Here is a 23,901-nt window from a genome sequence, read left to right on the forward strand (position 1 = left end):
TCCATGAATTCATCAACTCAAAAGCTATCGGTTAAGGAAAAAATCGGTTATAGTCTGGGCGACCTTTCCGCAAACCTGGTGTTCCAGACTTTAATGACCTACTTGGCCTATTTTTATACGGATATCTACGGTCTTGAAACCAAGCATGCGTCGGGTATTATATTGACCGTGGGGCTTATTGCCGCCTTCGGCTTCAACCCCATTATCGGGGCTCTGGCCGACCGTACTTCTTCAAGGTGGGGCAAGTTCAGGCCTTGGATCTTGTTTACGGCAATTCCATTGGGGGTCGTGGCGCTATTGGCGTTCAGCACACCCGATTTCGATTACAAGGGAAAGGTAATCTACGCCGTAGTGACCTATACCTTGTTACTCTTGTTGTACGCGGCCAATAATTTACCGTATTCCGCATTGAGCGGGGTAATTACGGGGGATATGGGCGACAGGAACAGCTTGTCGGCCTATCGGTTCGTAGCCGTAATGTTCGCCCAGTTTTTTGTGCAGGTATTCATGTTACCGATAATCGAGTCTGCCGGCAATGGCGATAAGGCCGTCGGTATAGAAATAGTAATGACATGGTTGGCCATTATAGGAACCGTTATGCTTATCATCACCTTTCTTACGACCAAAGAACGTATTGTTCCGACGCCAGACCAGAAATCGACCCTTAAGGAAGATTTGGGCGATTTGTTCCAGAATATCCCGTGGATCATAATGTTGGTGGTCACTACCTTGGTATTCGTCACCTTGGCCATGAAAGGAGGGGCCTACGTTTACTATTTTGAAAATTATGTAGACGAAGAAAGCCTTACTTATTTTATTCAGCCCCTACTTGATTTCTTGGTATCCATTAATGTGAACTTTTTTGGGGAGAACCCGGTATCGGCCGGTTTTGGGCTCTTTAATGCGGGAGGCATTATTTTTATGATACTCGGTATTACCCTGTCAAAAAGGTTTGCCGATAAATACGGAAAAAGAGATGTTTTTATGGCAGCCCTCTTTTTGTCGACTTTGTTCATTATGTTCTTTTATTTCTTTTCGCCCGATTCAGTAGGGCTCATATTTACGTCGCAGATCTTTCACGGGTTTTTCTATGGGTTGACTATACCCTTGCTGTGGGCAATGATCGCCGATGTAGCCGATTTTTCCGAATGGAAGAACAATCGTCGGGCCACCGCTATAATTTTTTCGGCCATGATGGTCGGTTTAAAGGGGGGACTGAGTATTGGTAGCGCCTTGGTAACCGCTATTCTCGGTGTCTATAATTACGTTTCCAAGGAAGCCGCTGTGGCAGGGGGGGCGATCGTACAACCCGAATCGGCAATTCAAGGTACACGAATGCTCGTTAGTATTTATCCAGCCATTCCCTTTCTATTGGGAATCGGATTGCTCTTTTTCTATGAAATAAACAAAGAGAAGGAGACCCTGATCGAAGAGGAGCTAAAGAAAAGAAGAATCGAATAAAAGCAAAACAAAATAAAATATGCCGGAAGAACCTATTGAACATATTGACTTTAATGAGTTGAACGAACGTGCAATTTCCAAACCCTTGGTAAAGCACATTTATACGGCTGATCCATCGGCCCATGTTTTTGATGGGAAAATATACATTTACCCTTCCCACGATATAGAATCGGGTATTCCCTTCGATGATTTGGGAAGCCATTTTGCCATGGAAGATTACCACGTAATCTCTATGGAGGATATAGATGGTGAGGCTGTAGACCATGGTGTCGCCCTTCATGTGAATGACGTGCCTTGGGCCGAAAAACAAATGTGGGCCCCCGATGCGGCACACAAAAACGGAAAGTACTATTTGTATTTTCCGGCCAGGGATTATGACGGACGGTTTAAGATAGGTGTGGCCGTGGGCAATGCTCCCGAAGGCCCCTTTGTACCCCAGCCGGAAGCTATAAAGGGCAGTTACTCCATAGACCCTGCGGTTTTTGAAGACGAAGATGGTAGTTACTACATGTATTTTGGAGGAATTTGGGGCGGACAGTTGCAAAAGTACCGCAACAATACCTATGACAGTTCCCATGAATTGCCCAAACCGAACGAAGCGGCCTTGTTGCCCATTATAGCCAAATTGGGCGATGATATGCTTGAGTTTGCAGAAGAACCTAAGGAAGTACGGATTTTAGATGAAGAGGGAAACCTTCTGTTGGAAGGCGATAACGAAAGACGCTTCTTTGAAGCGTCATGGGTACATAAATATAGGGGCAAGTATTATTTTTCATATTCTACGGGAGACACCCATTACATCTGTTATGCGATGGGCGATAGTCCTTACGGTCCTTTTACCTATGCGGGCAGGATCTTAAACCCCGTAGTAGGGTGGACGTCGCACCACTCCATATGTGAAGTTGATGGGAAGTGGTACTTGTTTTACCACGATTCGAGCCTTTCAAAAGGGGTAACACACCTTAGGTCTGTAAAAGTTGCTGAAATTGAATACCACCAAGACGGTACCATTGCTACACTGGATCCGTATAAGTAGAAAAATAAACGGACTTAGAAAAAGAGGGGGCAAAATAGTTGCCCCCTCTTTCTGTTTTATTTCCTTCTGATGTATTGCGGTGAATCATTGTTTTTGGCCGCAATGATATACTTTTCTTTGGCAACCCTTATCGGGGCCATCTGGGTAACGTCGCCTTTTAGGAATAGGCCGCTTTCAGAAGCCGGTAGGGCTTCAAAGCTTCCTTGTCCATTCCCTTTTAGTAATAGGCCATAACTCCCATCGTTACGAGGGGTCTCTACCTCTGAGGCGTACAGGTTTCCTGCAACGAGTGCATCTAGGTTTCCGTCTTTATCGTAGTCGTCGACCAGTATTTCATTGATATTGGAGGTCTGGGCCAAGACGGGTAGTTCGTGGACGATAAATTTGCCCCCGTGGTTCTCTAAATAGATGCTGGCAAAAGATTTCACTTGGTAGTGAAGGGCCGATTCAAGCGATTTTTCGGTATATACATCTTCTAAGGTGGCTTCGGCAAAACTCTCGTAATTTTGAAATTTTTGCTTGATCGAAGGAATCTGCTGCGAAGAGCATTCCCGCCCTCGTAAGGGGTATTGTTTCCCATCGTTGTAGTAGCTCAACACGATATCTTCCTTATTGTCTTTGTCAAAGTCGTTTACGAAGATGTCAAAGGTCTCTTCTTGGGTAGCCTTGTACTTGTAGTTCTTGCCGTTGTTGCCTACGATATAGTCCATATCGCCATCCTTGTCGAAATCGCCTTGCTGCACGCTCCACCACCAGCCTGTGGTATCTTTGGTCAAGCCGAGCGATTCGGAAACTTCCTTAAAACCTTTATCCGTATTTCTGAACAAACGAATGGGCATCCACTCGCCAACGATCATAATATCATCGCGTCCGTCGTTGTCGTAATCGGTAATTACGGCACTGGTGGCCATACCAAGGTTTTCAAAGGCCTCGGGTTGCATTTGGTCAAATATGTCAAAACGTACATTTCCGTTTCGGCTGTTGTTCTTTAAGATATAGCTGCTTGCCGGACTGGGATAGTGTTTCGGTACTTGTCTACCCAATACCAGAAGGTCGGGTTGGCCATCGCCGTCAAAATCGGACGCGTATACCCGTGAACCGCTAAACTTTAGGTCGGGCAAGGCATTGGGGGCGGCTTTCGTAAAATTCCCTTTGCCGTCGTTGAGGTACAATCTGTCGCGCAGGGCTTCCGAATCTACGGCAAATTCGTATCCGCCACTGACCACATAAAGGTCTTGGTCGCCGTCTCCGTCCGCATCAAAAATTAAAGAGCCCGTATCTTCACTTTGACTATCCGCTTCTAAAACAGAAGAAGACTGTTTTGTAAACCCTTCGTCGGTTTGCAGGAATAGGGTACCCGTTTGACCCGCGGAGCCACCGATAAAATAATCGTCCAGGCCATCATTGTTCAGGTCGCCCGTAGCAAGGGTAGGGCCGAAGGAAGACATTTTATGGGGAAGCAAAACTTGGTCTGCAAAATCGTCATAGTTGTTTTCAACATGTTTGTAGGGCGGAAATTTTACGCTCTTATCGTTGGCAAAAAGTACAGGTTCCCCTGAAATACGGTTCTCGTTCGCGTCATTGGCGTCTTCAAGAAGTAGGGTAAGGCTTTGGTTGGCATCGAGTCCGTTTAGATGTTGGACTTTTCCGTTGGGCCAAACCACTTTAAGTGTATCTATTTGGGTCGCATCCCCTAGACCAAAATGAAGTATCGGAGCTACCGAAGACTGAAACCCTCTGGTAAGGGTCAGTTCTTGCATTTGGGTTCTTCCGTTACTGGTAACGTAAACACGGGATCCCAAACCGAATTGGTTCAATGGGTTTCCTTTAAATCTTATTTGGATATAGTTCTTGGTTTCCGAAGCATTGTTCTTGAAAACCGAAGCCTTATCGTCAATGTTGTTGGTAATGATCTCTAGGTCGCCATCGTTGTCAAGGTCGGCGTAGACTACCCCGTTTGAAAAACCTTCGAATTCAATACCCCAGTCTTTATTGGCTCTTTTAAACTCAAGTTGCCCCGTATTCTTAAATATAAAATTGTCTATTTTTTCGGATGGGATTTTTTGGCTCAGGGCCAACAAGGTATCCTTACTCAATGTAAGGGTCTTGAGCTGGTTGAAATAATCATTGTTGTTGATTTCCCGTCGTGTTCCGTTCGAAACAAAAAGGTCTTTATCGCCATCATTGTCAAAATCGGCAAAAAGAGGGCCCCAGCTCCAATCGGTAGAGGAGGTTCCCGTAATTCGGGAAACATTTGAAAAATGTGGGATGCCATCTTCGTACACCCCTGAATTCATCTGCATACAGTTGTGCATGTACTGATAGTGGAATCCGGCATTTACTACATCCCAAAAGAGTTCGGGGTTCATACTGGCCATATTGGCCTTTTTTCTCCGGTTCGATTTGGCATCCATATCGACCTGAAAAATATCGAGGTTACCGTCGTCGTTAAAATCGGCAATATCGGCACCCATACCATAAAAGGCGGTATGTGATGTGGCTTCTTTTACCACTTCTTTAAACGTACCGTCTTGATTGTTCAGGTACATAAAGTCGGGAGAGTTGAAATCATTGGAAACGTAGAGGTCGGGCCAAGAGTCATTGTTGATGTCCCCTACGGTAGCGCTCAATGACAATCCGAAGGCCTTTAGGCCCGAGGCTTCGGTAACGTCGGTAAAGCCCTTTCCGTTGTTTTGGTACAAATGTCCAGATTCATAATCTTTGACATTTTTCATTTTATAGGAATACACAAAAGTGGGGGAGTCAAACCGGGTAGGGGGGTAGTTGGCCACGAAGAGATCTAGGTCACCGTCTTTGTCATAATCGAAAAAAGTGGCCTGAACGCTGTTGCCGATATCGTCTATACCGTACTCGGCGCCTTTTTCAGAAAATGTGCCGTCTCCGTTGTTGAGGAAGAGCTCATTGTTCTTTGGACCGAATTTACCGCCTACGGAGCAATAAATATCCAAATGGCCATCGCCATTTACATCGGCCATGGTAACACCGGTATACCAGCGGTTATCGCCAGAAACACCAGCCTTTTCGGTGATGTCTTCAAATTGAAGCTTGCCCTTGTTCAGGTAAAGTTTGTTGGAAACTTGATTTCCGGTAAAGTATAAGTCTACCAATCCATCGTTATTGATGTCGCCCGCGGCTATACCACCGCCCATATAAAGGTATGAGTAGGTGAAGTAATTGAGCGAGTCGTTTTCGGTTAGGTCGTTGCTGAAATTCACTCCCGTAGTTTCGGGGCTTAAGGTAGCAAAGAGCTTCCCTTTAAATTGACTTTTCTCTTTAGGGGAACAGGCAATACAGGTAAGGATAATGGTATAGATTAAAAATCGGCTGTATGTCTTGAAGTTCATGTTAGTGAGTTCAAAAAATTAAGTTACATTTTTTTTGCGGATAGAGGTTAAAATAAAAAACAGTGTGCTCAGGAAACACACTGTTTTAAAAGAAACTAACTCAAAACTATCAATTAAATCAGTTCTAGTATCCTGGATTTTGGTCGGCCGAGCTAATGTTAATGTTAGCGTCAATTTCAGCTTGAGGTATCGGTAATCTCTCATGTTTGCCTTCTTGGAAACCAGTGCCGGCCAATTCGGTACTGGCAATACCCCAACGGATAATATCGTTGAACCTGCACTGCTCACCGGCCAGTTCTACTTTTCGCTCGTGTATCAAAGCCTCGAAGACCTCTGCTTGCGATAGGCCCATAGGTAGGGGGGCTACCATGGCCCTTTCACGAACTTCGTTGATATAGCCGACGGCTACATCTTGGTCGCCACCTGGTCTCATACTTTCGCATTCGGCCATCATCAACAGAACATCGGCATATCTTAAGTATTTGAAATTGATACCTGAGGTTTGGTCTTCATTATCATCTTTGTAGTAATTGTTATATTTTGCCCACCCGGCATTACCACCTCCGTTACTTGGGAAATGATCAACGGTCAGGGCACTGTCTTTTCCAAACTTGTCACCGTTAACGTAGAACGATTGCTCGAAACGTATGTCACCGGCTTCATATTCTTCTAAAAGGTCATCGGAAGGAAACACATTGAACCAATCGTTAAAACCGTATTCTTGGCCTCTAAACGTAGCTTCGTTCGGACCTTCTCCGGATCTGTCGGAGTTCCATTGGGCACCAAACCCAAGATCGTCATCATATTGGATCTCAAAAATCGACTCGACCCCAAATTCGGTTTCTTCCTTGAAATTGTCAAAGTAATCGTCTTCAAGGGCGTAACCGTTAAGGTCGTTGAATTGGGCCATTGCATCTTCGTATTGCTCTAAGAAAAGGTATACTTTACCTAGTAGTGCCTGTGCGGCACCTTTGGTGGCCCTACCGTTTTCCGTATTGGCCTTGGTATCAAGTACGGGTATGGCTTCTTTCAGGTCTTTTACGATTTGGGCATAGATCTCCGCTTCGGTGTTCTTGGCAGAACCTACTCCATCTTCCGGTGGCAAGGAGGTAATCAATGGGGCGTCTCCAAATCGGGTGACGATAAAGAAGTAGAAAAGTCCCCTCAAGAACTTAGCTTCGCCAAGTGCCCTTTGCTTGTCTTCATTGGTCATGACCGATGGTAGAATGGCATTGATGGTCTCTTCGTTCTCTATAACATAATTAGCTTTGTTGATGCCCCTGTAGCAGCTTTCCCAATACGCCCCGATGGCGCCATGTGATGGAGTAAAGGAAAAATCGAGATATTGCCTTTTGTCCGCTTCGAGCTGGGAGTTTCCTCCGTTTTCATGCGCCATATTGTCCATCATAAAGAACATATGACGGCTATAGAGCCCTTGGGTCTGTAAATTGGAGTAAATCGCATTTACTGCAGATTGAACCTGTATAGGATTTTCAAAGAAGCTATCTGGCAATAACTCGTTAGGGTTGGTCAGCTCCAAGGAATCGTCGTTACAGGAAAGCACCAAGCCTAAAGTGGCGAGAATCGTCAAAAATATTTTATTTTTTTTCATGGTAATTTTTTTTAGAATGATAATTGTACTCCGAGTAAAACTGACTTTGGTTGTGGATAGTTGCCCCTGTCAATTCCCAGTTCATATCTTCGGCTACCTCCATCATTGGTCAACGGGTTTCCGATTTCGGGGTCTAACCCAGAGTAGTCGCTAATGGTTATCAAGTTTTGTCCGCTTACATAAATTCTACATTTGGAAAAATACTTTTCCAGTGAAGTGTTTTCCAAGGTGTACCCTAAAGTAATGTTCTTTAGGCGTGTATAAGAGCCGTCTTCAACAAATCTATCGGAAATCAAGGTAAAGTTCTCATCGGCACCACCGGCTTGGGGTACGGAGTTCGAAGTTCCCGGTCCTGTCCATCTATTCAGAACATTTGTTCCTGCGTTGAACAATCTAGGCATCCCCTCTAAATCATAGATGTTGGTGTTGTAGACATCTACACCTGCTACACCGGAAATGAACATATTCAAGTCAAGTTGCTTGTAGTTGAAGTCTAAGTTTAATCCATAGGTTAAGTCAGGGTATGGGTTACCGATATTGACACGGTCTTGGTCATCGATTTTTCGGTCTCCGTTTTGGTCTACGAAACGGATATCACCGGCATTGTACGTGACTTCGCCTTTATCATCGGGAACTTGGTCGAGTACTGCCTCGACTTCGCCCTGTGTCTGGTATATACCATTGGTTTCATAGCCATAGAAGAAGAACAAGGGTTGCCCGACTTCAACACGTGAAATATTTTGATCTTCAAAAGAGCCACCGGAAAGCGATTCGTTCTCACCTAGTGATTTTACTTCATTGCTAGATGTACCCAAATTAAGGTTGGCCGACCAGGTAAAGTCCCCTTCAAAATCGTTATATCCTATATTAAGTTCAAATCCACTTGTTTCAACGGAGCCTACATTTTCGGTTACTACTCCTGAGTGTATGCCCAAAGAACCCGGTAAGGGGCGGTCCATAAGAAGGTCGTTACTGGTATTGTTGTAATACTCTAAGGCACCTGTGATTTTTCCGTCAAAAAAACCAAAATCAAGTCCGATATTCTTCATGGTGGTTTCCTCCCACTTTAAATCAGGGTTGGCCAATCCGCCCGGAGTTGTACCTGTGGCAAGTCCCTCTCCCAAAGGATAAAAGAAATTGGATAAAAGCGTGGCGCTATATCTATAGTCCTCAATTCTATCGTTTCCTGTAATACCCCAACTTCCTCTAAGTTTCAAGGTATTGATCGAGGAGTTCTCCAAGAAACTTTCGTTGGCAATGTTCCAACCTAGGGCAACCGAAGGAAAAGTACCCCAGCGATTATTCTCCCCGAAACGCGAAGAAGCATCCCTTCTAATAGATGCGGCCAAAATGTATTTTTGATCATAATTGTAGTTCAAACGGGCCAGATAACCTATACGATTGTATTCGTAAGATTTTGATTCCAAGAACGATTGTTCGTTAGAAACTTGGTCAAGCTCGTTGGTAATCGGGTTTTGACTATTGGAATTCAATAGCTCGTCCGATTGCTCTTGCTTTTCGGCAAGAATCAAAAATTCAAGGTTATGAACATCGTTATAAGTCTTTGAGTAATTTAAACTATTGGTCAAGGTGATCGATTTTCTCAAACTTGAATTTCTGGTAATAACGGCAAAAGCTGAGCTATGGGTGTTGCCTCCTTCACTGTCGTCGTTATAGGAAGGTACAAAAATATTGGTGTTCGAATTTCTATATTCCAAACCTACTTGGCTCTTAAAACTAAGCCCTTCAACTATCTCGTATTCCCCGAAGAGGCTTCCTATAATACCTGAAGATTTGTTTACGTGCTCGCCTAGGGTCTGTACGCGAATCGGGTTTTCGGCATCTTGTCCGTCCAATCCACTGCTTGGGCCTTGGAAGCCTTGTAAGTTATTTGGGTTGTAAATAGGGAGGTAAGGAGCTATTTTGATAGCATGTTCCAATAAAGAGCGATCTCCCAAGTTCCGTTCCGGGTTCTGCTTGTTGAACGAAACCGCCAAGGTTTCACCGAACTTGAATTTTCCTAAGGTAAAATTGCTATTGGCACGGAAAGAGAATCTTTCGAAGCCCGTTTCTATAACGGCTCCTTCTTGGTCTAAATAGCCAGCGGAGAACCTGAAATCACTGTTTTCCGAACCGCCGGAAATACCGAGGTCGACTTTTTGCATTATGCCCGTTCTGAATAGCGCATCCTGAAAATCGGTATTGTTACCGGATTGGGATAGGGCCGAAGTAGGGGTAAAGCCAAAGGCGTCTTGTGCAAATTGTAAATATTCTTGTGTATTTAAAAGGTCGTACCGTTGATTGGAGTATTGTATACCTGTGTACGAATCGAGGTTGATGACTGTTTTTCCTGTCCTTCTTCCTTTTTTAGTGGTCACCATAACCACACCGTTAGAACCTAAGGATCCATAAATGGCGGTGGTGGAAGCATCTTTCAAGACATTGATCGATTCTATATCGTTTGGGTTTAAATCGCCGAGACCTCCGGCTATGACCCCGTCAATAACGTAAAGCGGGTCGTTGTTGTTCATGGTGCCTAAACCCCTGATTCGAACGACGGGCGACGTACCTGGGGAACCGGAATTCAATACGGTAACCCCGGCAGCCCTACCTTGTAGAGCTTGATCGGCCGTAGCCACTGGAAGGGAGGAAATCTCTTCCGATCCCACCGTGGTTATGGCTCCGGTAACTTCTGCCCGAGATTGTGTACCATACCCTACGACCACAACTTCGTCAAGGGCCTGAGCATCTTCCTCGAGGGTTACGTTAATGTTGGTTTGGTTGCCAACGGTAACGACTTTGGCGGTCATGCCGATATAGGAAAATTCCAGTTTATCGGTGGGGCCTACATTTGATAGGGAATAATTTCCATCAAAATCGGTGGTAGTACCGTTTGTTGTGCCCGAAACAACAATGGTAGCCCCGGGAAGAGGGGTTCCGCTTCCATCCGAAACTACACCGCTGACCGTAGATGTCTGTGAATAGGCAAATTGCCCGATCATTGCAAACATTGCAATGACCGCATGTTTAAGTTTAATCATAATCATTGAGTTTAGTTAGTTAACTTTTAGGTAATCGGCTATGTCACGACCTTACCCAAGACAAATGTATATGAAGGGCTTTTCTAGCAGTAAAAGATTTGATGCATATGCTAAAAGTTATGTTGCATATGTGATATTAAATTAGGTAAGTAGCAATATTTACAAGGGGTGGTAATGAATTCGATATAATATAGGTGGGAAAATTGACGATCTGTCAATTGGTTTAAGAAAGAGCGGTTTACAGGCTTATAAAGAAGCTTTTAAATACAACAAACTATTATAGGTCAAACCCAAGAAACCATAATGTAATGCATTGAAGCAGGGGTAACCTATCCTTATAGTAGAGGTCTCGATGGAGTTGGGATTGTAGTGTGAGGGTGTGGGTCAGGAGGGGAAGGGGTATAAAAAAAGCCCGTAATACGGGCTTTTTATTTTTAGTATGGTCTAGTTATGATGCCACTTCGGCTTCTACGTTGTCCTCCTTTTTACTTTTCATCCAAAAATAGAGAATGGTAAAGAGTACAATGAGAATACCGGGAAATACCGTCATGGTCAATAGGGTAGCTTGGCCGGAAACCAGTTCCAGTTCGTCACCGGTAAAGCCTTGAGCTGCTGCTTTGGCCTTATCGGCATCGATCCATCCACCGATGATAGGTTGAAATATAGAACTAGAGAACATACCTACGGCACCGAGAATCGAGAGTCCCAAGGCACCACTTTTTGGTATTTTATCGGCTACGAAACCGATCATGTTCGGCCAGAAATAGGCAACGCCCAAGGCAAAAAAGATGGCGGCAACATAGGCCATAGCCCCGGTTTGCGTGCTAAATAAATAGATGCCCAAGGTAGCTAAGACCGCAGAACCTAAAAGCACACCAGTCTGGTTGAATTGTTTTACCATATTACCCCCGAAGAAACGTGCGATGGCCATAAGACCTGCCGTTAACGCCAATATGATCATTGGGTTGGCACCACTTTTAGAAAGAATCAAGCCTACCCATTGGTTAGGTCCGAATTCTGAAATAGCGGTTAGGGCCATACAGGCGACCATAAAGAGGAATAAAGGAGAAAGCATGGCCTTGAAGTTTCCTCCGAGAGTGGCCGCTTCTTCGACTTTGGCCTTGGGCCAAGATTGTCCGAAAAATAAATAGGCATAGACAAGTGTGGGTACAAGGATCAACCAGATTTGGGTTTGCCATCCGAAATTCATGTCGGTCATAAAACTTGAAATAAGACTACCAATGGCAATACCTCCTGGAAACCACATATGAAAACGGTTCATCATGGTGCTCATCCTGTTTCCTTGATAGGCATCGGCTATCATGGGGTTACAGGCAGCTTCGGTACATCCGTTGCCCAAGCCTATTAATAGCGTAGAAATCAACAAACCAATATAGCTTCCTGAATAAATCGTCAATATAATACCTAATGCATGGGCGAAGAACGCGAACTGCATAATGGCTTTTCCTCCTACCTTATGATAAATAAGCCCTCCGATAACCATAGACAGGGGGAATCCTAAAAACCACATCGAATTGATAAAACCTAGTTGCTCACCACTAAGGCTTAGTTCTTCCCCTAATTGAGGGAGAATACCCGCCCTGATACTAAAAGAAAATGCGGTGGTGATCAGTGCAAAGCAGCTACCGTAAAAAAGTCTATTGGCGTTTGAAGCCATTCCGTTCGTTGTTGTTTCCATATGATATTGGTTTGTTGTTTTTTATGTAATCAGATTGGTAAAAGTAATTTTAATCAAACATTTTTTTACGAAAATCGAAACGAAAGATAAATTAAAAATATGTAATTGATAAAAAAAAAGCGATTTTAACAAGTCTCCCATATCTCCCTATAAAGGGGTGTTTTGGGTTTTAAATTTCGTTAGGACCTTAATTTGTGTGTTAAATATACACTTATTATTGAAACCTTTATTATCTTCAAAGCTCCAAATGTCAAGGCTTTAAGTTCAAATATCGTCCGAACCCTTAGTCTAAGTATACTTAGCGTATTATGGGCAATACATAAGGAAGAGGTTCACATTGCTTTTAAAAAACTAACAATATTTTAATTTTTTGATGATTTGATGTTGTTTTATTTAGCGATAATGTAAATGATGGGGCCTTTGTTTGCCATATTATTTTTATATTCACCAAGCTTTGCATTTGTGTTTCGCATTGCAGTTAATTCAGAAATATTCAGGAGATGAAAACAGACAAGACCAAAACCAGTATGACCAAAAAATCAAGAAGAGATTTCGTAAAGAACACCGCCCTTTTTACCGGAGGGGCCATGTTGTTACCCAACCTGCAGATGAGCGGTATGGCAAATGTATTAGGAGATAAAAAATTAAAACTGGCACTGGTCGGTTGTGGCGGCAGGGGTACCGGCGCCGCAGTACAGGCCTTGACTGCCGATGACAATATTGAGCTTGTGGCTATGGCCGATGCCTTTGAAGATCGTTTAAAAGGCAGTTTGGCGAATATTTCCAAGGCCATGGGCGAGACCAAAAAGATCAATGTAAAGGAAAAGAACCAGTTCGTTGGTTTCGATGCGGCCACCAAGGCGATCGATTTGGCCGATGTAGTCATTTTGGCGACGCCACCGGGTTTTCGTCCTCAGCACTTTGAATATGCCGTAAACAATGGAAAACACGTGTTTATGGAAAAACCTGTAGCTACTGATGTACCCGGCGTACGCAAGGTATTGGCTGCGGCAAAAAAGGCAAAAGAAAACAAATTGAACGTAGTGGTCGGTCTTCAAAGACATTATCAAGACAGTTATTTGGCAGCTTTAGAACATCTTAATAAAGATGCCATCGGTAAAATTGTTTCTGGACAAGTATACTGGAACAGTGGTGGTGTTTGGGTTCGTGAACGACAGCCAGGGCAAACTGAACTTGAATATCAAATGCGCAATTGGTACTACTTTAATTGGTTGTGTGGAGACCATATCTTAGAGCAGCACATCCATAATATTGATGTAGCCAACTGGTTTATCGGAGAATACCCTATTTCTGCACAGGGGATGGGCGGTAGACAGGTGCGTAAAGGAAAAGACCATGGTGAAATTTTCGACCATCATTTTGTAGAGTATACCTACCCCAGTGGAGCGGTGATCGCAAGTCAGTGCCGCCACCAACCCGAGACCATGAGCAAGGTTTCCGAATTCTTTCAAGGAACCAAGGGTACGGTCTATACCAAAGGGGATACGGCCATTTTAAAAGACTATAGCGGTGGTTCTATATTCGAACATAGGGGAAAAGACGATCCGAATCCATATCAAGTAGAGCATATCAAACTGTTTGAATCGATTAGAAACGGAGGGGTCATAGCCGATGCCGAAAATGGGGCAAAGAGTACTATGAGCGCCATAATGGGTAGAATGGCCACTTACTCCGGAAAAGTCATTAAATGGGATGAAGCCATGCAGTCGAATATCGATTTGGCCCCAGATGAACTAAGTTGGGATTCCCCGGCACCGGTGCAGCCCAATGCCGATGGTACGTATAATATACCAAAACCGGGTGAAACTGTAGTGATATAAATTTACAGATAACACAAAATAAAGATGTCCCTGTTAATAATAGGGACATTTTTTTGCTTCCGTTTTAAAAAAAACAGCTAGCCCTAATTATGGTGAAGAACCAAAAAAATAGGTTTAACTTTGTTATCCATTTTTGAAATAGAGTTATGTACAATATGATTAAAAGTTATATTCCCCTTGCCATTTTTTGTTTGTTGATAGGATGTAAGGAAGAAAAGAAAAATAAGGTAGAAGCTACGGCGCCTGCCGAAACGGTGGAGACACCCAAAGCAGTGGTGGTCGATACTGCGGTAGTCAAGGAAATGCCGGAAGATGTTAGCGCCCCCGAAGGAATGGTGTGGATTCCCGGAGCCGTATTCTCTCAAGGAGCCGTACCGCAAGATAAAGAGGCTATGGATCACGAAAAGCCTGCCCATAAAGTAGCGGTAGATGGTTTCTTTATGGATATTACCGAGGTTACCAACGATGAATTTCAGAAATTCGTGGATGAAACAGGTTATAAAACGGTGGCAGAACGTGAAATCGATTGGGAAGAGATGAAAAAACAGCTTCCTGAAGGTACGCCCAAGCCGCATGATAGTATTATGCAGCCTGGTTCCCTAACCTTTAAACAAGCAAAAAGTTCCGTGCCTAATCTTTACGATTTTTCACAATGGTGGAGTTGGACGATAGGGGCAAACTGGAAACACCCCAATGGCCCGGGCAGTTCCATTAAGGGCAAAGGAAACTATCCTGTGGTACATATCGCATATGAAGATGCCCTGGCCTATTGTGAGTGGGCCAATAGACGTTTGCCTACCGAGGCCGAATGGGAGCGTGCTGCACGTGGCAACCATTTGAATACTATTTATTTCTGGGGCGATGAAGACACTAAGTTATCGGATAAGGCGAATACTTGGGAAGGGGAGTTTCCCGTAACCAATGTCGAGACCGACGGTTTCGGCCTACGGGCACCCGTTAAGTCGTATCCCGCAAATGATTTTGGCCTATACGATATGGCTGGAAATGTTTGGGAATGGACCAATGATTGGTACAATACCAATTACTACAAAGAACTGAGTGCGACCTACCCCGTGGCCAAAAACCCATTGGGAGCGGATCAGGCCTATAACGAAAGAGATACCTATGCCAGGGAAAAAGTAATGAAAGGCGGTTCTTTTCTGTGCAATGCCAGTTATTGCGCGAGTTATAGGGTTTCGTCTAGAATGGCTACTAGTCTAGATTCCTCCTTGGAACATTTGGGCTTTAGAACCGTTGCTACCCCTGATATGATCCGCAATTCAAAAAAATAATTTTTTATGCAATTTTTAGAACACTTTACGCCCGAATTGGTGGTGTCATCGCCGGGTAGGATAAACCTCATTGGTGAACATACCGATTATAACATGGGCTATGTTTTGCCCACGGCAATAGAAAAGAACATTACCTTCAGCTTTAAAAAGAACGGCTCCGATAACGAATGCCGTGTTTATAGCAAGACTTACGATACCGGTTTTGAAATAGATTTGAACGCCATTGCCGTGAGTAAGGTAGAGTGGGAAAACTATATTCTGGGGGTGCTCAACGAAATTTCAAAGAGAACCGATAAGGTGAGGGGGTTCGATTGTGTGGTAGAGAGTAATTTGCCTACAGGTTCCGGACTCAGTTCTTCCGCTGCTTTAGAATGTGGCCTGGCCTTTGGTCTGAACGAGATTTTTGATCTTGGACTTTCGAAAATTGAAATGGTTCAGCTCTCGCAAACGGCGGAGCATACCTATGTGGGAACACAATGTGGTATAATGGACCAATTTGCCTCTGTAATGAGCGAGGCCGGCAACGTAATTTTGTTAGATTGTCGCTCTTTGGATTATAAGCATATTCCAATAGACCTAAATCCGTATAAAATCATACTCCTTAATACCAAGGTATCGCACAATTTGGCTTCGAGCGAATATAATACGCGTAAAAAGGAATGCGAAGAGGGGGTAAGTGTTATTCAAAAGAAATATCCCGAGGTAAAATCCTTGAGAGACGTGAATGAAGAAATGTTGCTTTCGAACAAAGAGGGAATGAGTGAAACCGTATACAAACGTTGTTCTTTTATTGTTAAGGAAAACGATAGGGTTTTGGCCATGGTCGATGCATTGAAGAAAAACAACCTCGATGAAGTCGGTCAAATTCTCTATCGTGCCCATGAAGGTATTAGCAAGGCCTATGAAGTGAGCTGCCCCGAATCTGACTTTTTGGTCGATTTTTCAAAAGATAATCCCAAAGTATTGGGGGCAAGGCAGACCGGTGGAGGTTTCGGCGGATGCACATTGAATATCGTTCACGGAGATGCCGTCGACGATTTTGTGGCCCGTGCCGCTAAGGCCTATAAAGAGAAATTCGATATTGACTTGGAAGCTTTTGAAGTTCAGCCAAGTGGGGGAACCCATATTATCAACTAATAAAAAAGGTCGATTTTTTAATAAATCGACCTTTTTTTATTTTTAGTGCGGAAGAGACGGTTATTGTACCGTACTGTTCATAAGGGCCTCTTCCAAGGCCAATTTCTTATGTCTGCTCAACGGAATCGAGTGTCCGCATACTTCAACTTGTGAACCGTTGAACTTCTCAACCTTGTTTAGGTTAATGATATATGACTTGTGTACCCTAAGGAATTGGTCTTCGGGCAATTTGTCGATAAAGGCTTTCATGGTCGATAAGATCAAAATGTTCTCCTCATTGGTAACTACTTTAATGTAATCGCCCAATCCTTCTACCCATTTAATATCGCTTAAGAGTAGTTTTACTTTTTTTAGTTTACTGTTCACAAAAATAAAATCTTCTTCCTTTTCCGTAGGAACAACCTTATTCTGTAAAGCCTTCTTTATGGCAATATTAAAACGCCCTTGGGAAATAGGTTTAAGAAGATAATCGGTAACATCGTAATCAAAAGCTTGCATGGCATATTCGGCCTTGCCCGTAATAAGAATGATCTGGGGCCTGTTTTCAAGCGATTCTATGAATTGAAAACCATTTACAAGTGGCATTTCTATATCGAGAAAAACAAGGTCGACCTCGTTTTTTTCCATATGTTTCTGAGCCTCTATTGCATTTTTATAATCGGCCAAAAAACGCAGGCTAATGTGGTTTTTGATAAGTTGGGCAACTGCGGTACGCTGAGTTTTTGAATCGTCAATAACTACACACGTTAATTTTACGGAGTTCATAATCAGAGGATTATTTAAAAAGTATAACTTCTTAAAGAGGTTAAATATTCATTAAACTAATCACCTTTTTTTTACAGTTGTGGGGCCATATAAAAATATAGGTAAGCTTTTGCAAATATAGAGTTTAATATTTTATTGACGAATCTATAGCATATCATTACGAATTTTGGGAATAAATTTGCTTATATGTAGGGTAAAACTGATAGAAGTCATGTTTTAGATATTTATAATGCCATAATTTTATTCCTATAAACAAGAAACTATGCTCAAAGTTCTATTACCGACCGATTTTTCCGAAAACTCGAAGAATGCAATTCGTTATGCCTTACATTTCTACAAAGATGTTGCCTGCACTTTTTATTTATTGCATACCTATACTCCGGCAGCGCAGCGGATTGATTATATTCTCGGCTCACCGGGGCAAATAGGTTTGGGCGATACTTGGAAGGTAGAGGCCGAAAGTCGAATAAACGAGTTAAGTGAAGCATTGGAAAGTGACGATACCAATCTTAGTCACCGGTTTGTGACTCATGTGGCATTTGAATCTTTGGGAGCGGAAGTCCAAAAAATGGTCCTTAATGAGCAGATAGATATAATTGTGATGGGGACCCAGGGCGCGACTGGGGCAAAAGCGACATTTTTAGGTACAAAAACCGTTGACGTATTAAAAGAGGCCCCTTGTCCAATGCTGATCGTTCCGAACGGATGTACTTATCAATTGGTTAATAACGTAGCTTTTGTAACCAATTACAAGAGGAACTTCTCTGCCGATATTTTAGAGCCCATAAAGCAGGTGCTCTCTCGCTTTGGTGCCTCTATACACATCATGCACATATTTGAAGAAGAACGCTTGAACCGTATCCAAGAATCGAACAGGAACACTTTGGAGACCTATTTGGAAGAATTCAATCCTTCTTTTCATTGGATGCCTAATTTCGGGAACAAAACAAAAGGTATTCAGGTGTTTTTAAAGGAATTGGAAATCGATCTGTTGACCATGTTCAAATACGATCACGATTTTATAGAGAAACTCACCCACGAACCTGTAATCAAAAAGGTCAGTTTTTGCGTAGATATTCCTTTTATGGTCATTCCGGTAGAGGAATAGGCTATTCTCACTTCAATGTGGTTTAGCCGCTTGTAGCCTAGGTTGCCATTGGGCCTTTCTTCTATAATTACCGATTTTACCCAGATGCTTGGGGGTGTCATGCGTTAAAAATTTCTTTTTTGAACAATTTTTATGTGAAAAACCAAACAATAAAAATAGTATCAAAAAGCTGTGGGGCTCTGCTATGGTTGATTGTATCGCGGTTTGTAAGTACTGTAATCTAAACCGACCAATACATAAAACTTTTGATAACTTTTACAACAGGCTTTTTGCAAAAAAGTTACATTTGTTCATTAACTATCTAAAATGAGTATTTGATTATGTCTGAGAAAATAGAAAGGCTAAAAACCTTGATTATAGGATCGGGACCTGCGGGTTATACCGCGGCTATTTATGCGGCCCGTGCAGATTTGAAACCAGTGGTATATACAGGGATGGAGCCCGGAGGGCAATTGACCACTACCACGGAGGTCGATAATTTTCCAGGTTACCCAGAAGGTATAGACGGCCCAAGTATGATGGTACAATTACAGCAACAAGCCGAACGTTTCGGAACCGAGGTTCGTATAGGTATGGTCACGGCGGTGGAATTAAGCGATACCGTTGGAGGGATACACAAGGTGACAATCGATGATAGTAAGACTATTGAAGCGGAGACCATTATTATTTCTACTGGGGCCTCTGCCAAATATTTGAATATACCGAGTGAGCAGCGCCTAAGGGGTGGGGGAGTTTCTGCCTGTGCCGTTTGTGACGGGTTCTTCTATAAGGGGCAAGATGTAGCCATCGTTGGTGCCGGTGATACCGCTGCCGAAGAAGCTTCGTATCTGGCCAATATATGTAATAAAGTGACCATGTTGATACGAAAAGACTATATGCGGGCCTCTAAGGCTATGCAACATCGTGTCCAAAGCATTAAAAATATCGAAATCAGGTATAATACCGAAGTCGATGAAGTACTAGGCGACCAAGTGGTCGAAGGGTTGCGCATGGTGAACAATCAGACAGGGGAAAAAGAGGATATTGCCATTACGGGACTCTTTATTGCCATCGGTCATAAACCCAATACCGATATATTCAAGGGGCAATTGGATATGGACGAAACCGGTTATATTATAACCAAAGGAAAGTCTACCAAAACCAATAAACCAGGTGTTTTTGCTAGTGGTGATGCACAAGATAAGGAATATCGCCAAGCGGTTACGGCTGCAGGTACGGGCTGTATGGCCGCACTAGATGCAGAGCGTTATCTGGCAACGGTTGAAACTCCACAGGAAACGGTGTAGAACACCTTATATAATACATGAAAAAAAGCTGCGTTTCGCAGCTTTTTTTTATTTGTGTCCATCCATGGTTTAATCGAGGCGTTTGTAGTTTTCCGAATTGATTCTATTACCCTCCCCATCCGTGAAAATTTGGCTATACCTGTCTTTTTCCAGTAGCAGTTCCATATCCCACAGCATATCCGAATTGGTGATCTTACGCATAGAGGCGGACATGTATTCCAATTTTTCGGTTAAGGTACTGTCGGTAGTCTCGTAAGAACCATAGCCGAACCACTCGACGGAATCATTGGGTACATAGCGGGTCCACATTACTTTACCGTTGTAATACATTTTAATTTGGCGGTAACCATCGGCGATCAATAAGGTATCGGAGGGGGTTACACCGTCTTCATAGTTGTAGAAGCTGACCAGCTCCCATGTGCCTTCAATGGTAGGGTGAAAGTTTGCTGGAGGACGGTATTCGGTAGCGGAAATCATTAAAAGCGAGAAGATGAGTATCGTGATTAATTTTTTCATGGCAAGTGTTTTTAAGGTTACTAAACAAAGGATATGTAATACCGGACAGTAAAAACGAACAGTCCGTAAAGGGATCGGTTTTAATCTATTCTTCGGTAATTTTCCGAAGCAATGCGCCCTCCATCTTCATCCAATGAAATTTGGGTATAGGTGTTGTTTTTTAATTGAAGCTCCATACGCCATACCATATCGGGATTAGCTATTTTTCGCATGGAAGCCGACATGTATTCCAGTTTTTCCACAAGGGAGTTATCCGTGGCCTCGTAAGAGCCATAGCCGAACCATTCAACCGTTTTGTTGGGGGTATAGCGAGTCCACATGATTTTTCCGTTATAGAACATTTTGATCTGGTGATATCCCTTTTCGGGGGTGAGTGTATCGGTGACGTTCTCACCGTCGTAGTTGTAGCGGCTGACCAATTCCCAAGTGCCTTCTATCGTTGGATGAAGTTCGGGAACGTTGTTCGGGTTCTTTGTTGCTGAGATGAGCAGAAGCATCATTAGAGCCAATCCTATAAGCTGTTTCATAGTAGTGTTATTTTAGGTGGATAAGCGGTTTTGTACCAATAAGTTACAACAAATTTTATGAAAATCGTATTTTTTGTAACAGAAAATTGAGATATTGATACTGTAAGTGAAGTCTTACTTATCTAAAGGGTGAAAACAGCTATTTATTTTTCTAAGGAAGGATATTAACGCATTCCAATAGATGCTTGATATCCTTTTTTTTGTGTGCGGCACTCAAAACGATCCTGCTCATGAGCTGGGCGTTATTGTCAGGATAGGGAAAATTAGTAACTATAATTTTATTGGCGGCAAGGTATTCGGTCAACTGAACATTTGAAAACGTAAAGGCAGGATGGTCCTGCATAAAATGGAACTGTTTTCGGTTTTTGAGATGGTCTAAAAAATAGGCGATGTTCCGTTGTAGACGATTCCTTTTTAAATCATATAGTCCATCGGCCCCCAATAGTGTGGCCATGGCCGCAGGGGTAGCTGGACTGGCCCCTCCGAAGAATGAGGTATCGGCCAAAGCGGTTAGACGCTCCTTAGTGCCGAAAATGGCTCCTGCCTGAATACCGAAGCCTTTGCCCAAAGAACCACATACGATAAGTTCCTTGATATTCAGTTTGGCCAAGATGCCATAGACGCCTCCGCCATTTTTCCCTACGATTCCCAATCCATGGGAGTCATCGACAACTAAAAGAATTTCGTCCAAGGGAAGAACTTGCAAGGCTTCAAAATGGGGGTAGTTGCATCCTGAGAAATCGATGCCGTCCAAAAAGACTACGGGGGTTGTCTTACTAGAGGACAGATGCTCGCGAACGGCAATGTTCAATGCCGCAAAGGTGGTATAGGGTTTGATTTTCTCTTGATAGAGGGCCGAATGGGTATTGGGCGCATAGAAGAAGTGGTGTGCTTTGGTATTGAGGACCTGGACCAAAAATTGACCGGCCAAATAACCCGACGACAACGAGATACAGGCTTCGCTGCCCACTAAGTCCGCTAAATACGCTTCGGCTTTATCAAATACCGATAAACGGATATTCGATTTTCTGGAGGCCCCATAGTTGGTGCCATACGTCTTGATATTTTTTATAAATAGTTTCTGAAAATCGGCATCGGTCTGAAGGCCCAGGTACGAGGTGCCGCCAAAATAGAGGTGTGAAACCTCGTCAATGGTGATTTTTCTTCCAGGAAATGTATCGATATAGTAGTTCATGACCTTAGGCTTACCCCTGTTCCGTTCAATTGCGGAAAGATGAGCTTTCCGTCAGGCAATATTTTCACACCGTCGGCAATATCCGCTTTAAGTAGTAATGGTCCGTCCATATCAACAAAGTCCAGTTGGGGAACCAATTGTGCAATGGCGGAAATACCCACGGTAGATTCCGTCATACAGCCCACCATAACCTTGAGTCCCATTTGTTTTGCTTCGTGTATCATACGTAGGGCAGGGGTAAGGCCACCGCATTTGGTGAGTTTGATGTTAATGCCGTTAAAATAGTTCCCACATTGTTTTACATCACTTTCAACGATACAGCTTTCATCGGCAATAACGGGAAGTACACTGTGCCGCTTCACTTTTTGCATCCCATCCCAATCATCGGCCTTTAGGGGCTGTTCAAGAAACTCAACGCCCAAGTCCTTGAGTAATGGGGCATTGGCAATGGTCTCGTCGGCAGACCAGGCACAGTTGGCGTCTATTCGAAACACGGCGTCGGTATGCTGGCGCAGGGTTTTAACGATGGCAACATCGTCTTCGGTCCCTAGTTTGATCTTATAAATAGGCCAGGGCATTTCTTTCATTTTCTCCACCATTTTTTCTACGGGGGCGATGCCTATGGTATAATTTGTGATTGGATAAGAAGCGTTGCCGGTACCCCATATCCCATAAAGGGGCTTCCCTTGTAATTTGCCGTAAAGGTCCCACGCGGCAAGGTCTAGCGCGCAGATTGCAAAATTCGATAGCTTTTTACTTGTCAAAAAAGCGTGGAAATTTTCAGGGTGATCGATATGGAAAGCTTCTATTTCTTTTCGGATGGTTTCAATTTCCGCCATCATGCTTTCAACGGTAATGTTATAGTACGGGTTTGATGTGGTTTCACCATAACCGGTTTTTCCGTCTAAGGAAAGACTAAGGATAAGCGTATCTTGAAAATCGTGTGATTCTCGGGAAATACTAAAGGTGTGTTTTAAGGCTAAAACGTATTTTTTTAAATCTAACTGCATGGTCCAATTGTTTCTACTAATATAAAGAGAGAAAAAAGGATAGTGCCGGTCTTGTGGCTTTTTTTTGAAAACTTAAAAAGATAAAGCTTGTTATGGGAGTAAACCAAAAACAAGCTGCCGAAAATTCGACAGCTTGCATTGAAGATTGTATATAATATGACCTTAATACTTGTGTACGCTACCTGATACAGATTTTTTGGTTTTTACGCTGGCATTGCCCGAATAGGCTACATTACCTCCGCTACTGGCATCGGCTACAAGGGTTTTGGATACATGGATCTTAATGTTTCCGCCACTGCTGGCATCTGCCGTACAGGTCTGGGTAGATAGGTTTTTTGCATTGATATTGGCTCCGCTGCTCACATCTACGTCGGCACGGTTGGCTTGTCCGGATATATTGAGGCTGGCACCACTACTGGCGTCTATTTCCAGGGCATCGGCAACCACTTGCACATTGATTTGTGCCCCACTGCTACCGTCTATATCAAGGTCATCGCTTTTAAGGACTTTTTCGGTCTGTATCTGCGATCCGCTAGAGGCACTTAAATTTGAAATGACCGGAAGTGAGACATATACGTTCTTAGTGGCACGGCCTATATTTTGTTTGGCATGGATACGTAATTTTCCGTTTTTAATATCCGTGGCAATGAGGTCTATGATATTTTCGTCCGCCTCTACCTTTATGTCGAAGTCTTTAGATTGCGTCACATAGACGGCTAGACCTTCAGAAGCCGATACCTTCGTGAATTCGTCCGTAATATCCCGTTTGTCGGTTACCACGGTTCCGTTACCCTTTTCTCCTGCGCCAAAATCCCCGAGGTTTATGTCAAAACCGCAAGAAGATAAGAATAGCGCTACTAAAAATGCTATTGCAATACGAATTAAAGTTGTCATGATCGTTGTTTTAAGATTGATGTAAAATTGCACTATACGCTGCGTTTTGGCCAGATTTTCAGACTCAAATGTCAAATGGTGTTACTGAATTGATTACACTGGACCAACAGGGTGCC

The 23,901-nt window shown here is 43.3% G+C and carries 17 protein-coding genes; 7 read left to right on the forward strand and 10 right to left on the reverse strand.

Annotated elements, in window-relative coordinates; all coding sequences use genetic code 11:
• Positions 1–3 precede the first annotated feature (3 nt).
• On the forward strand, positions 4–1,461 hold the full coding sequence (locus BW980_RS08630; RefSeq protein ID WP_076454844.1) for an MFS transporter: 1,458 nt from the start codon (positions 4–6) through the stop codon (positions 1,459–1,461).
• 19 nt (positions 1,462–1,480) lie between these two features.
• Positions 1,481–2,497 (forward strand): glycoside hydrolase family 43 protein, encoded by a 1,017-nt coding sequence (locus BW980_RS08635; RefSeq protein ID WP_076454846.1) that lies wholly within the window; start codon positions 1,481–1,483, stop codon positions 2,495–2,497.
• Between the two features lie 56 nt (positions 2,498–2,553).
• Here BW980_RS08635 and BW980_RS08640 read toward each other — a convergent pair whose 3' ends face one another.
• The 4 genes from BW980_RS08640 to BW980_RS08655 all read right to left on the reverse strand — a co-directional run bounded on the left by BW980_RS08640 (position 2,554) and on the right by BW980_RS08655 (position 12,214).
• A complete protein-coding gene (locus BW980_RS08640) occupies positions 2,554–5,862 on the reverse strand; it encodes a VCBS repeat-containing protein (protein ID WP_076454848.1) in 3,309 nt (1,102 codons plus the stop codon).
• A 124-nt stretch (positions 5,863–5,986) separates the two neighbouring features.
• A complete protein-coding gene (locus tag BW980_RS08645; RefSeq protein WP_076454850.1) occupies positions 5,987–7,474 on the reverse strand; it encodes a RagB/SusD family nutrient uptake outer membrane protein in 1,488 nt (495 codons plus the stop codon).
• Positions 7,475–7,485: 11 nt separating this feature from the next.
• A complete protein-coding gene (locus tag BW980_RS08650) occupies positions 7,486–10,515 on the reverse strand; it encodes a SusC/RagA family TonB-linked outer membrane protein (RefSeq protein ID WP_245800014.1) in 3,030 nt (1,009 codons plus the stop codon).
• A gap of 448 nt (positions 10,516–10,963) precedes the next feature.
• The gene (locus BW980_RS08655) at positions 10,964–12,214 is read right to left on the reverse strand and encodes an MFS transporter (RefSeq protein ID WP_076454852.1); all 1,251 of its coding nucleotides are present in this window, start codon (positions 12,212–12,214) and stop codon (positions 10,964–10,966) included.
• A gap of 500 nt (positions 12,215–12,714) precedes the next feature.
• Between BW980_RS08655 and BW980_RS08660 the strand changes: the two genes are divergently transcribed.
• The 3 genes from BW980_RS08660 (at position 12,715) to galK (ending at position 16,484) form a co-directional block, all read left to right on the forward strand.
• Positions 12,715–14,055, forward strand: coding sequence for a Gfo/Idh/MocA family protein (locus tag BW980_RS08660; protein ID WP_013991542.1), 1,341 nt, complete (start codon positions 12,715–12,717; stop codon positions 14,053–14,055).
• 155 nt (positions 14,056–14,210) lie between these two features.
• Entirely contained in the window at positions 14,211–15,347 is a 1,137-nt protein-coding gene (locus tag BW980_RS08665; protein WP_076455543.1) for a formylglycine-generating enzyme family protein, read from the forward strand.
• Positions 15,348–15,353: 6 nt separating this feature from the next.
• On the forward strand, positions 15,354–16,484 hold the full coding sequence (gene galK, locus BW980_RS08670; protein ID WP_076454854.1) for a galactokinase: 1,131 nt from the start codon (positions 15,354–15,356) through the stop codon (positions 16,482–16,484).
• A gap of 60 nt (positions 16,485–16,544) precedes the next feature.
• Here galK and BW980_RS08675 read toward each other — a convergent pair whose 3' ends face one another.
• A complete protein-coding gene (locus tag BW980_RS08675) occupies positions 16,545–17,249 on the reverse strand; it encodes a LytR/AlgR family response regulator transcription factor (RefSeq protein WP_076454856.1) in 705 nt (234 codons plus the stop codon).
• Positions 17,250–17,511: 262 nt separating this feature from the next.
• Between BW980_RS08675 and BW980_RS08680 the strand changes: the two genes are divergently transcribed.
• Positions 17,512–18,357, forward strand: coding sequence for a universal stress protein (locus BW980_RS08680; RefSeq protein WP_076454858.1), 846 nt, complete (start codon positions 17,512–17,514; stop codon positions 18,355–18,357).
• 320 nt (positions 18,358–18,677) lie between these two features.
• Positions 18,678–19,643, forward strand: coding sequence for a thioredoxin-disulfide reductase (trxB, locus tag BW980_RS08685; RefSeq protein ID WP_076454860.1), 966 nt, complete (start codon positions 18,678–18,680; stop codon positions 19,641–19,643).
• Positions 19,644–19,712: 69 nt separating this feature from the next.
• On the opposite strand, the gene BW980_RS08690 is transcribed toward trxB, so the two are convergent.
• The 5 genes from BW980_RS08690 to BW980_RS08710 form a co-directional block, all read right to left on the reverse strand.
• The gene (locus tag BW980_RS08690) at positions 19,713–20,159 is read right to left on the reverse strand and encodes a hypothetical protein (RefSeq protein WP_076454862.1); all 447 of its coding nucleotides are present in this window, start codon (positions 20,157–20,159) and stop codon (positions 19,713–19,715) included.
• An 80-nt stretch (positions 20,160–20,239) separates the two neighbouring features.
• On the reverse strand, positions 20,240–20,686 hold the full coding sequence (locus tag BW980_RS08695) for a hypothetical protein (RefSeq protein WP_076454864.1): 447 nt from the start codon (positions 20,684–20,686) through the stop codon (positions 20,240–20,242).
• A gap of 151 nt (positions 20,687–20,837) precedes the next feature.
• A complete protein-coding gene (locus BW980_RS08700) occupies positions 20,838–21,881 on the reverse strand; it encodes an aminotransferase class I/II-fold pyridoxal phosphate-dependent enzyme (protein WP_076454866.1) in 1,044 nt (347 codons plus the stop codon).
• Positions 21,878–22,891, reverse strand: coding sequence for a dipeptide epimerase (locus BW980_RS08705; protein ID WP_076454868.1), 1,014 nt, complete (start codon positions 22,889–22,891; stop codon positions 21,878–21,880). Before BW980_RS08705 ends, BW980_RS08700 begins: the two co-directional genes overlap by 4 nt.
• Positions 22,892–23,053: 162 nt before the next feature.
• Entirely contained in the window at positions 23,054–23,785 is a 732-nt protein-coding gene (locus tag BW980_RS08710) for a head GIN domain-containing protein (protein ID WP_076454870.1), read from the reverse strand.
• Positions 23,786–23,901 lie beyond the last annotated feature (116 nt).

This window comes from Zobellia uliginosa (assembly GCF_900156625.1).
In the GTDB taxonomy this organism is placed as follows: domain Bacteria; phylum Bacteroidota; class Bacteroidia; order Flavobacteriales; family Flavobacteriaceae; genus Zobellia; species Zobellia uliginosa.

Bases quoted from the DNA above. Each gene is read 5' to 3' on its own strand.
- BW980_RS08690 (WP_076454862.1), bottom strand. From the start codon at position 20,159: ATGAAAAAATTAATCACGATACTCATCTTCTCGCTTTTAATGATTTCC.
- BW980_RS08710 (WP_076454870.1), bottom strand. From the start codon at position 23,785: ATGACAACTTTAATTCGTATTGCAATAGCATTTTTAGTAGCGCTATTC.
- BW980_RS08645 (WP_076454850.1), bottom strand. From the start codon at position 7,474: ATGAAAAAAAATAAAATATTTTTGACGATTCTCGCCACTTTAGGCTTG.
- BW980_RS08695 (WP_076454864.1), bottom strand. From the start codon at position 20,686: ATGAAACAGCTTATAGGATTGGCTCTAATGATGCTTCTGCTCATCTCA.
- BW980_RS08630 (WP_076454844.1), top strand. From the start codon at position 4: ATGAATTCATCAACTCAAAAGCTATCGGTTAAGGAAAAAATCGGTTAT.
- galK (WP_076454854.1), top strand. From the start codon at position 15,354: ATGCAATTTTTAGAACACTTTACGCCCGAATTGGTGGTGTCATCGCCG.
- BW980_RS08655 (WP_076454852.1), bottom strand. From the start codon at position 12,214: ATGGAAACAACAACGAACGGAATGGCTTCAAACGCCAATAGACTTTTT.
- BW980_RS08700 (WP_076454866.1), bottom strand. From the start codon at position 21,881: ATGAACTACTATATCGATACATTTCCTGGAAGAAAAATCACCATTGAC.
- BW980_RS08665 (WP_076455543.1), top strand. From the start codon at position 14,211: ATGATTAAAAGTTATATTCCCCTTGCCATTTTTTGTTTGTTGATAGGA.
- BW980_RS08650 (WP_245800014.1), bottom strand. From the start codon at position 10,515: ATGATTAAACTTAAACATGCGGTCATTGCAATGTTTGCAATGATCGGG.
- BW980_RS08660 (WP_013991542.1), top strand. From the start codon at position 12,715: ATGAAAACAGACAAGACCAAAACCAGTATGACCAAAAAATCAAGAAGA.
- trxB (WP_076454860.1), top strand. From the start codon at position 18,678: ATGTCTGAGAAAATAGAAAGGCTAAAAACCTTGATTATAGGATCGGGA.
- BW980_RS08640 (WP_076454848.1), bottom strand. From the start codon at position 5,862: ATGAACTTCAAGACATACAGCCGATTTTTAATCTATACCATTATCCTT.
- BW980_RS08705 (WP_076454868.1), bottom strand. From the start codon at position 22,891: ATGCAGTTAGATTTAAAAAAATACGTTTTAGCCTTAAAACACACCTTT.
- BW980_RS08635 (WP_076454846.1), top strand. From the start codon at position 1,481: ATGCCGGAAGAACCTATTGAACATATTGACTTTAATGAGTTGAACGAA.
- BW980_RS08680 (WP_076454858.1), top strand. From the start codon at position 17,512: ATGCTCAAAGTTCTATTACCGACCGATTTTTCCGAAAACTCGAAGAAT.
- BW980_RS08675 (WP_076454856.1), bottom strand. From the start codon at position 17,249: ATGAACTCCGTAAAATTAACGTGTGTAGTTATTGACGATTCAAAAACT.